Annotated in this window: 9 protein-coding genes; all 9 read right to left on the minus strand. The window is 46.1% G+C overall.

Features of this window, described 5'->3' with window-relative positions:
- Positions 1 to 151: 151 nt before the first annotated feature.
- Positions 152 to 856, minus strand: coding sequence for an acylneuraminate cytidylyltransferase family protein (locus ACRC27_RS04050; protein WP_438639247.1), 705 nt, complete (start codon positions 854 to 856; stop codon positions 152 to 154).
- Positions 853 to 2,958: a tetratricopeptide repeat protein gene (locus tag ACRC27_RS04055; RefSeq protein WP_438639248.1), complete on the minus strand. Its 2,106-nt coding sequence runs from the start codon at positions 2,956 to 2,958 to the stop codon at positions 853 to 855. The genes ACRC27_RS04050 and ACRC27_RS04055 overlap by 4 nt, the downstream gene beginning before the upstream one ends.
- 160 nt (positions 2,959 to 3,118) lie before the next feature.
- Positions 3,119 to 4,390: a flagellar hook-associated protein FlgL gene (gene flgL / locus ACRC27_RS04060; protein WP_438639249.1), complete on the minus strand. Its 1,272-nt coding sequence runs from the start codon at positions 4,388 to 4,390 to the stop codon at positions 3,119 to 3,121.
- 84 nt (positions 4,391 to 4,474) lie between these two features.
- On the minus strand, positions 4,475 to 6,394 hold the full coding sequence (gene flgK, locus ACRC27_RS04065; RefSeq protein ID WP_438639250.1) for a flagellar hook-associated protein FlgK: 1,920 nt from the start codon (positions 6,392 to 6,394) through the stop codon (positions 4,475 to 4,477).
- A gap of 130 nt (positions 6,395 to 6,524) precedes the next feature.
- Positions 6,525 to 7,277 carry a flagellar basal body L-ring protein FlgH gene (gene flgH / locus ACRC27_RS04070; RefSeq protein ID WP_438639251.1) on the minus strand — a complete coding sequence of 251 codons (753 nt, stop codon included), beginning with the start codon at positions 7,275 to 7,277 and terminating at the stop codon, positions 6,525 to 6,527.
- Positions 7,278 to 7,286: 9 nt separating this feature from the next.
- Entirely contained in the window at positions 7,287 to 8,396 is a 1,110-nt protein-coding gene (gene flgJ / locus ACRC27_RS04075) for a flagellar assembly peptidoglycan hydrolase FlgJ (protein WP_438621555.1), read from the minus strand.
- Complete coding sequence (locus ACRC27_RS04080; protein WP_438631601.1) at positions 8,396 to 9,493, minus strand: flagellar basal body P-ring protein FlgI; 1,098 nt, start codon at positions 9,491 to 9,493, stop codon at positions 8,396 to 8,398. Before ACRC27_RS04080 ends, flgJ begins: the two co-directional genes overlap by 1 nt.
- Positions 9,494 to 9,504: 11 nt before the next feature.
- Positions 9,505 to 10,293, minus strand: coding sequence for a flagellar basal-body rod protein FlgG (flgG, locus tag ACRC27_RS04085; RefSeq protein WP_438639252.1), 789 nt, complete (start codon positions 10,291 to 10,293; stop codon positions 9,505 to 9,507).
- Positions 10,294 to 10,318: 25 nt separating this feature from the next.
- Positions 10,319 to 10,543: flagellar basal body rod C-terminal domain-containing protein (locus ACRC27_RS04090; RefSeq protein ID WP_438639253.1), on the minus strand; the 225-nt coding region annotated here is incomplete at its 5' end.

Consider the following 10,543-nt stretch of genomic DNA (forward strand, 5'->3'; position numbering starts at 1 on the left):
TGTTTGATGCTTTATTATTTCTGCCCCTGCTTCTATTGCAGCATCAACCATTTCAATAGCTACACCAATATTCCCTCCATGATTAATGCCAATCTCAGCAATCACTAATGGGTCATGATTGTAACCAATTTTACGGCCAGCAATCTCAAATTCAGGATGCATTAACTTCTCTCCAATATAAACTAGACATTATCTTTTCTACTTTTCCAACATCATCCCAAGTATCAATGTCTACTGAAAGATCATATGACATAAGATAAGGTTTTATTTTTTCTCTAGGTATTTCATTTCTAGATAAAAACAATTCACTTTTAAATATATAAATAGCACCATTCGCGTAACATGACTTAGGGAAAGTTTGCCTACTTAAGTAAGGTGCATCATCTGAATATAATCCAGATATGCATCCATCATCGTTAAATTTAAATGCCTTTGCGGGACAACACTCTGTCTCGTAAACACTAATAACACTATTTACATCACTTTCATAAAATAAAGAATATGCTTCATCAATATGTTTTTCATTACGAAGAGGTGATGTTGGTTGTAATAAGAAAATATTATCAAAAAACACATCCATAGCATGTAAATATTGAATTGCATGTAAAATAACCTCATCACTTGAGGTTAAATCTCCAGCCAAATCTTTAGGCCGGTCTATAACTAAAGCTCCATACTCTCTAGATACATTAGCAATTTCCTCATCATCAGTTGACACATAAATTACATCAATACACTTAGCTTTTTTTGCCGCATTTATAGTAAAAGATATCAAAGGCTCGCCATTAATATTTATTATATTTTTTCTTGGAACGCCTTTAGAACCACCTCTTGCTGTTATTAATGCAATATTCATACTTCGATACTCCTTAACAGCCAATCCTCTATCAATGGCATGGATTTGTTGAATATATTTTTTTTATTACCGAGAGGTGGATAGACCAGGTAATCTATCCCATACCCTCTAGCATTTGTTTCTAATCCAACATTCCCATTAAAAAATGAATTGTAATCAGGGTGAAGCATAATTACCTTATCCGTAACTGCGCCCCCCAAATCGGCGACAGCAGTACTCACAGATAAGATACAATCTAATTTCTGCATTGTAGCTGCAACACCAATAAAATCATTTTTTAGATCAAGTCCATCTATATGAATTAACTCACATCCATGTTTACTTAATCTTTTAAGTTCTTTTGATATATCACCGTACTGAAGACAAATTATATTAGCATCTAATTTCCACAAAGGGATCATATCTAAAATATCAAAATAATGAATATTTCTTTTTTGGTTCAGCAAACCACTTCGCCAACATAATCCTATGTTATATTTCTTCTTTGGTAAGCTATCTATAGAGAGATTCCATTTTAATGAAAGACTCTCAGGTACTTTAGCATATGGTTTAATATCCAATAAATTGGATGATGCTAAATAATTCATCTCCATTAAATCAGCAGCAGCAACAATATAAGTCAAACTGCCATTGTATTTATCTTCATTAGGATAAATACGTGAAGTACCGTTAAATCCACACGGGATAAAATTAATAGTTGGAAATGCTAAACGGAAAAAATCGACTAGCCGTGGCTCTGCATATGCAATGATATTCTTTGCTCTATCAGCAGCAAAGCTATAATTATGAGCAAAACGGATTTCATCTCCAACACCTTGCTCGCAATAAATTAGCAGTGTTTCGCTATCCTGCAACGGCTGGCCTTGCCAACGCTTATTTTCCTGACCGAAAGTCACTCGTTGGCCACATTGCTCTCCGTAGCGATAAGCCTCCAAAAACTCAGCATACTGGTGCGTCATACCTAAGTACTGCTGACGATTCCATTTTGGTGATACCAAACTCGGATAACGCTCAATCAGATCTTGATAAACTAAATCGCCTTGCTCACCCATACCTAGCCATTGATAAATTTTGGCCGCAGCATCTGCCAGTTCAATATTTTCCGGAAACTGGTGATACAACGGCAACAGCTTATCCTGGAACTGGCGAACAGTAGGGTAATCTAGATTTTTATTACTGCTTTCTAGCCATTTAAACTCTGCAACGGCCATCTGAATACGGTATTTATCAGATGGCTTATCCGTATTAAGTTTACGGTAGGCTTTCAATGCCTGCTCGTGCGCACCAGACTTTAGGTAATTTTTTGCCAGAGTCTCATAAAGGTCGAAACTTTGTGGATAGGCTTTTACCCCTTCTTGCAGGATCTCACGTGCAACTGAGTATTCGCCAAGATCATTGAGAATATAGCCATATACATAATAAATTCTTGGCTTACGGAAGCCTTTTTTATAAGCCAGCTCGACCTTCGCTTTTGCCTGTTCATTTTTATTTTGTCGCTGGTAGAGACAGGCCCACAAAAAGTCATGCTCAGCATCACCTTCTTTCAACTCCTGCGCCATAGACAACAGGAATTCGGCATCAGAAAAATCATCGCTTTCAATCAGTGCTAGCGCCTGCTCGTAATACTCTTGTAATGTGGCTTCTAGCTCGACTATCTCTTCACTTTGCTGCACTTCACGCAATAGAGCACGATAACGCATTGCATTGGCTTTATCGCCAATCTGCTCATACGCTTCTTTTTTTAGCGTCAAAAGCTCGACACTACCGGAAATATTTTGCTCAAGTTCCGTCAACAGATTCAGACAGTTGACATACTGCTGACTGCGAAAATAAGACTGTGCCAGCGTGAAATAAAGCTCAAGGTTATTGGGATCACACTCAGCAGCCCGCCATAAGTAACGCTGAGCTGCTTCTTGGTTGTTATTCTCAAAGGCAATCAGACCGGCAGTATGCTGATAGGTAAAATTGTCAGTGCACAGGTCTGCCATCAGGCGTACGACTTGATAACCATCTTTCGTGTTACCCTGATTAAACAGTTCCACCCCACGCTGAAAATGTACCTCGCTCTCTTCTGCCGAAGGCAGATTCTGTATGTCAGACATATTTTCCTCTGATTGCTTGTCACTAATATGTCTGACATAGCAATTATTACGCCATTTTCTACGGGGTTGGATAGCAAAAAGGCGTAAAAAAATCGCTCCAAAGAGCGATTTTTGAGGAATAGGACTGTTTCTTATCCCAGCGCAATCAATACATATTCAATCACAAATAATTAAATAAGCTCATGCCCTGTAATTTAACAAAAGTTTGCTGGCTGGCTTGCATCGCCATGCTCATCATGGAAAATTGCAGTGCCGCTGTCGGATAATCAAGATCTTCTTGTGATGACAGTGCAGTTTTAAGCACCACTTCATTATCAGCATGATCTTCTTTTGCTGTTTCTGCCGCCTGCATACGAGTACCGACTTCACCACGCACACTGTTAAGGTGCTTGCTGATCGCATCCATCTGCTTAATGCCGACACTGATATTGCCGCTGTTGCTGCCATCTTGCACATTATTGATTGCGTTTTGCATGGCGGCGAAAGCATCAATATTTTTTTCCGGTGTGATACTGACTTTATCCGCGCCCTCTTCTGTCACGGTAGGGGTACCGCTAAAGGTGATTTTTACCTTTTGGCTGTCTGCCGCCCCCGTGCCATCATCGATAATAATCTGGTTATTGGCCATATCAACCGGCTGTGGTTCTGGCGGTAACAGTGCACTGTCTGGATCACTTGGGTCACTGAGTTTTTGAGCAGGCACATACGCACCACTGCTGTCTTTGGCGAGAAAACCCGTGCTGCCATCATCCATGGTGACAAACTCAATATCATATTTCTCTGCTGAGTTGCCTTTGTTTTCTGTTTTTTCGATAAAAAAATCAGAACCGGTCGCACGCTGATAGTCAGGAGTATGGTCGCCAAATGGGTTAGGAACTTGCTGAAACAGTTTGCTACCAGAATCACTAATTGGGATCTGAATCGACGAGGCAACCTGTAAATAACGCTGATCATCGTTACCGCGGTACTGCACATTACCATCAGCATCTTTATAAAACGGCGGTTTATCTGTTTTAGTGCCGCCAAAGATATAGTTACCTGACTCATCACGGGTGTTCGCCAGATCGAGCATCGCATCAAAGTTGGCCTGCATATCTTGTGATAGCGAATTTAAACCGTCTGAATCTATCGAGCCATTAAGTGAACCGAGCATTTTTTCACGGGTATTTTGCACCAAATCATCGGCATTTTTCAGATAGGTCTCTTCCTGTGCCAGACGATTAAGCGATAAATCGGCCATACTGCTGTACTGCTGATTCAGAGTACTTTGCTGTTTTAAATTATGAATGGAGATCATGGCTACCGAATCATCACCGGCAGCTTCAACACGTTTACCCGATGTAATCTGACCATACAACTTACTCAGGTCAGCTTGTTTTTCGCCCATATTAGTGCTGAAAAAACGGTATTCCTGAAATGAAGGAACGCGCATACTGCTCTACTCCCTAGCCTTGTGCTTAAACGTGCTAAATGGTTATTGTTCTTGTTATATTTACGTGATTTATCTATGTGGATATCAACCAAGTGCCCCTAATAGGGTTTTGAAGATCTCCTCGGAAACCGAAATAATACGGGCGCTGGCTGAGTAAGATTGCTGATAGCGAATCAAATTACCGGCCTCTTCATTCAAATCTACGCCTGAAATACTGCTCATACGCGAAGCTGCTGACTGATATTCGAGCTTGCTGTGCGAATAATCTCGCATAGCTGACGATTGCGCCGCGCCAATATCGGTATTGAGCTTTTCATACACATCAAACAGCGTTTGTGTGCCGTTACCCATAATTTTGCTGTTTTGCAGATCTTGCATGGCCATCAGATTAGTATTGCTGCCAGATGCCGGATCAAGATCAATTTTACAGGTATCACCCGCCTGCGGTTTACCGTCTAGGGTAATCTCTACGCCCCCTACGGTCAGGGTTTCACCGGCTTTAAACTCACCCTCTTTCAGTGCGTTCGGCGGCGTTGCGCCATCGGTGATCCGGTATGAGAGTTTTCCACCATCATCAAAATATTCGATATTCAGCGTGCTGCCGTCACTCGGATAGTCCGCCGCGGTTGGGTCTTTTGGTACAACACCAACGGTGCCGCTGCCCTTGTTTTTTTCGCCTTGAGTGATAATTCCCTGCGCGGCAATCTCCTCAGGCTTGGTCATCACCATATCAATATCGGCTGCTGCCTGACGGGTCGGGCGGATCTCTATCTTATCGCCTGGATTTATCGTGCTACCGTTTAATTCAAGGGTGAAGCCATATTTTTCCGAACTCAGCCCCGTTGCTGGGCTACCCTGCGGGTTGAGCGTTTCAAGCGTATTACCGTCTTTATCGCGCAACAGATAATCGGTACCGTCAAATTCCACATTAAACGGGCCGCTACTCAGTTTACCGACATCATCAATATTCACGCTCAGATTCAAGTTCGGGTTGTTAGTCACTACCCGCCCTTGTTTAGCAAGTTCACTGTTGATATCACTGAACATGTTTTTACCAACACCGCCGTTTAGATCTAGCCCCTGTTGTTGTTGCTTATTGATGCTGTCGGCAATGCCGAGTGACATAAGGCCAATTTCATCCATCGCTTTGGGGATATGTACATCGCGCATCTCAAACATCGCGCCCAAGCTACCACCGAGTGACTGACCGTCCAGCGGTTTATTGCTGTTGCCCCAGCTGATTGCAAGCTGAGTCTGGCGTGGATCGGGCGAGCCATCAATCATCTTGATGGTGGCGCTCTCCGTACCTGAAACTAATGTATGGCCACCGCCAATCAGCACGTTGATTGAACCATCATCTTTTGGCACCGTTGACACTTGGGTGAACTCGGCCAGTTCATCAAGCAGTGATTGACGACGATCTTCCATCTCATTCGATGAACCGCCCTGTTCAACAATTGACTGGTTAATCGCCGCCAATTCTTTGGCGATATCGTTAACCCGACCGGCATTTCCCTCAAGCTGATCGTTGATCTCGTTAAGTTTGTTATCCAGCGTGCTGTGAATATTGTTGAAGTGAGAGGTTAAATTTTTGCCCTGATCGAGCACCTGCTGACGCAGCGCCACATCATTGGGGGTATCGCCCAATTTTTTTACTGCATCAAACCAGCTGTTGAGAGTATTAGGTATTTTTATTCCCACTTTTGACAGCAGATTATCCAGTTCAGTGAGATTACCCGTACGCTGTGAAGCATTAGAAAACTTGGTGGTCGCCATGTTCAGCTCATTATTGGCATAACTGCTGTAAACACGGCGCACTTCGCTAATATTAACCCCAGTACCAAACTGTAAATTACCCTGATATTGCGTTCCGTTGGTGGTTTGTACTGCAACCTGACGGCTATAACCCACGGTATTGACGTTATTAATATTATTACCGGTTACTCGGAGCTGCGCCTGATTAGTCAGTACACCGCTCATGCCCAGTTGCAGTAAATCACTCATTACACTCTCCTAAATATGGCCCTATCCCAGCAGCACATACCGCTTTGGGGGAAACGCATTACCATGCTTGTACTCTGTATCTGCCATACCGAGCAAAACTTTACCCTGATTGCTCGGCAGACAGCAGATATCAGAACGGAAACCACTCACTATTGAAGAAACGCGATAACCAACCCTGTTTTTGGGTATCGGAAAATGCGCCCGTTCCTGAGTACTGGATCCGCGCATTCGACATTTTTGGTGACTCAAGAACGTTGTCAGGGCTTATGTCCTCCGGCCTAATAGTGCCGGTTAAACGGATAAACTCTTCACCGTTATTGAGGGTAATCCACTTCTCACCGCGCACGCGCAAATTGCCGTTTGACAGCACTTGCACCACTTCCACTGAAATTGCACCGCTTAAGCTGTTGCTCTGATCCGCAGCTGATCCGCCTTGAAAGTCATTACTGTTTTCAAGGCCAAATGATAGCGGTACACCGTTAATCGTGACTGGCCGGCCGGCAATCACCGGGCTTGCTAAACTCGCTTTACTGTCTTTGCTTAAATCAGTGTTGGCATTCTTTTTAGCTTTGGTGTTTTCACGCAGTTGCACAGTAATAATATCGCCAACACGGTGTGCCTTGATATCAGAGTACAACCCGCCACCTTGCGGTTTGATAAACAGTGACCCTGTCAGCTCTACCGGCGGTTTTACCGCCGGTGGTGGCTCAACGGGTGCCCAGTTAGGGTCATCAGCAATCGGTTTGCTTGGCTGTGCACAGCCGCTCAGTAAGCCACTCACCAGCAACAGCAGGCAAGGGATCAACGCACGCACTTTGCGCCTGTGTATATTGTTGAGGGTGTTGATATGGGTGTTAGCTAGCGGGGTAGACAACAGGTTCATGGGAATGGGTTACTCCAGTAGTGACTGAACGCGGCGCAATATGCTGATAACTTTGCCGGCATAGCGAGGGTCGGTTGCGTATCCCGCCTGCTGTAAATGTGAGATATAGGTTTCAGGGTTCGCCGCCTGTTGCAATGCTTTTGAATAACGGCCATTTTGCTGCAAAAAGTGCACATAATCGTCAAAGCTGTCGGCAAAACTCTCGTACGCTCGAAACGGTGAGGTCATATTGACGGCCGTACCGTCAAAATATTCTAACGTTCGTACGGTGACTTTATCGCCCTGCCAACGTTTGTCTGCCTTGATGTTAAACAGGTTATTACTGCTGCCGGCCGCATTTTTAATAATGCTTTTACCCCAGCCGGTTTCCAGTGCCGCTTGTGCAATCAAGATAGCAGGGGTTGTGCCAAGCCGTTTGGCCGCTTTGAGTGCATGCGGGAATAACGTAGCCACAAACTCCTGCGCACTGGAGAAGGTGCTATCTGATGCATCACCGTGACTCTCTTTAGCGGTAGCCATATGCTGTGGACGCGCATCTCGCATAGGTGCAGGCTGATACAATTCAGGCAATAACGTGTTTGTATCGTTATCATCAAGCGGCTCTGCATCCCCCAAACGGGTTTTACGCAGGCGCAGCTCAGAGAGCAGATCACCCAACGGCGCACGCATACCTTGTGCCGATCCTCTTGGTGGTAACGGATTCAACTCACCTGCTGCCAGTGCTGTGTTGATCGGCATACCGGTTTGTGGCGAACCGATCAGTTGTCCGCCAGCTTGTGCAACTGCCGAAGCTGGCTGTGGCGATTCGCTATCACCCCCTAGCTGTTTCACCAGCAAGTCAGCCAGCCCCAATGAGCCCTGACGCGATAGCTCGCCAGCCAACTCCTCATCGTACATTTGCTGATAAAAATCCCCCGAAGAGGAGTTAAACGGCGAATCAGATTTGAACGCGGCATTAGCATCACGCATGCTTTTTAGCATCTGGCGCATGAAGGTGGCTTCAAACTGATTGGCCGCTGCCCGCAGCGCATTACTGTCATTGCCCTGCGCCGCTTCACGCAAGCGCGAGAGGCTGTTTAGGTCATGATAGGTGCTGGCATCAACAAACGGGGTTTCCATTAGATCACCACCAGCTCGCCTTGTATCGCACCGGCTTGTTTGAGCGCTTCAAGGATCGCCATAACATCAGAAGGGCCTGCACCGATATCATTCACCGCACGCACTAGATCGTCGAGGGTCACACCCGGATCAAACTTCACCATTTTCGATTTAGCCTGATCAACTTGCACATTCGAGTCAGGTGTCACCACCGTTTGCCCCTGTGAAAGCGGATTCGGCTGGCTAACATTGAGGTTTTCGTTGATGGTAACGGTTAAGCCACCATGGGTAATTGCCGCAGGGCGCAGACGTACATTTTGTCCGACCACAATCGTACCGGTACGCGAGTTGACGACAATCCGTGCTGCTTCTTCTGCCGGATCAAAGTTAATATTCTCAACAGTAGAGACAAAATTAACCCGCTCGGTGGCATCGCGCGGCGCGCGGACCCGTACCGAGGTTGCATCAACGGCTTGCGCAATGCTGCCGCCCAGCAGATCGTTAATGGATTCCGCCATGCGTTTGGCGCTGGTAAAATCGGCGTTATGCAGGTTGTAGGTGATAAAATCGCCACGTGCAAACGGGGTCGGCACTTCTTGTTCTACCGTCGCACCGTTTGGAATTCGCCCGACAGTCGGGGTATTTGACTGGATTTTTGACCCGTCATTCCCCTCAGCACTGAACCCACCGACCACCAGATTACCTTGTGCAACTGCATACACCTGACCATCAAGCCCCTTGAGCATGGTCTGCAATAGCATACCGCCGCGCAGACTTTTGGCCTCACCCAGTGAAGAGACGGTGACATCAATGGTTTGCCCCTGCTTGGTAAAGGCCGCCAGTTCAGCGGTCACGGCAACGGCCGCGACATTATTAATTTTCGGCTTCACATTCGGCGGGATCTGAATACCAAAGTTTTGCAGCATGGCTTTAAAACTCTGTTCGGTGAACGGGCTTTTTTCGCCCGTACCGGTTAATCCCACCACCAGACCGTAACCAACCAGCTGGTTGTTGCGCACCCCTTCAACTGCGGCTACATCTTTAATTCGTGCAGCCTTTGCGGTCGGCATCAGTACGCAACTGATGGCCATCATGATCCCTAACCAAGGTATTCTCATCAGGTTACTCTTTACAGACGCTGAGAAACGTAGCCCAGCATTTCATCAACAGATGAGATCACTTTTGAGTTCATCTCAAACACACGCTGAGCTTCAATCAGATTAATCAGCTCTTCGGTCACATTGACGTTAGAAGATTCAAGCGCACCCTGCTTGATCTTACCCAACCCATCAAGACCCGGTGTGCCCTCTTGCGCTTCACCGCTGGCACCGGTCTGCATATACAGGTTTTCGCCCATCGGCTCTAAACCCTGCGGGTTCACAAAACTGACCAGTGTGATTTGCCCAACTTGCTGGTTTTCAGCCTGCCCCTGCATACGCGCAGAAACCTGCCCATCAGCACTCACGGTGACTGACGTAGCATCCGTTGGGATCGTAATATTGGGTTCAACCGGATAGCCCGAGCCCGCCGTGACTAAATTGCCTTCGTCATCCATCTGAAACTGGCCGTTACGGGTATAACCGGTTGAGCCATCGGGCATGCGGATCTGGAAAAAGCCATCACCGTCTACCATCATGTCAAATGCATTGCTGGTGACCTGCACTCCGCCCTGTTCAAAGTTTTTCTGGGTAGCCACCACTTTGGTACCGCTACCGAGCATCAGGCCAGAAGGCATTTTATCGTCTTCAGAGGAAGAGGCACCCGGCTGATTAATTTTCTGATATAGCAAATCTTCAAACACGACACGGCCTTTTTTAAAGCCGACCGTACTGGCGTTGGAGATATTATTCGAGATATTCCGGATGTTGGTCTGCTGTGCATCCAAACCGGTTTTACTGACCCATAATGCCGGATCCATGGTATTCCCCTTAACGCGATAGCGGTTAACTCAATTTCAGCAAGCGATCTTGTGCGGTATCATTCTCTTCCGCGGCTTTCATCGCCTTGACTTGCATATCAAACTGGCGCTGCAGATCAATCATCTGCACCATTTCGCCCACCGAACTGACGTTGCTCGACTCCAGTTTTCCACTGACCAATCGCACGACCGGATCAGCCGCCTGTGGCATGCCATCACGGGTACGAAATAAGCCGTCATCCCCTTTGGT

The sequence above is a fragment of the Plesiomonas sp. genome, from assembly GCF_051650925.1.
Taxonomy (GTDB): Bacteria; Pseudomonadota; Gammaproteobacteria; order Enterobacterales; family CAMTGL01; genus Plesiomonas.

Bases quoted from the DNA above. Each gene is read 5' to 3' on its own strand.
- ACRC27_RS04050 (WP_438639247.1), bottom strand. From the start codon at position 856: ATGAATATTGCATTAATAACAGCAAGAGGTGGTTCTAAAGGCGTTCCA.
- ACRC27_RS04055 (WP_438639248.1), bottom strand. From the start codon at position 2,958: ATGTCTGACATACAGAATCTGCCTTCGGCAGAAGAGAGCGAGGTACAT.
- flgL (WP_438639249.1), bottom strand. From the start codon at position 4,390: ATGCGCGTTCCTTCATTTCAGGAATACCGTTTTTTCAGCACTAATATG.
- flgK (WP_438639250.1), bottom strand. From the start codon at position 6,394: ATGAGTGATTTACTGCAACTGGGCATGAGCGGTGTACTGACTAATCAG.
- flgH (WP_438639251.1), bottom strand. From the start codon at position 7,277: ATGAACCTGTTGTCTACCCCGCTAGCTAACACCCATATCAACACCCTC.
- flgJ (WP_438621555.1), bottom strand. From the start codon at position 8,396: ATGGAAACCCCGTTTGTTGATGCCAGCACCTATCATGACCTAAACAGC.
- ACRC27_RS04080 (WP_438631601.1), bottom strand. From the start codon at position 9,493: ATGAGAATACCTTGGTTAGGGATCATGATGGCCATCAGTTGCGTACTG.
- flgG (WP_438639252.1), bottom strand. From the start codon at position 10,293: ATGGATCCGGCATTATGGGTCAGTAAAACCGGTTTGGATGCACAGCAG.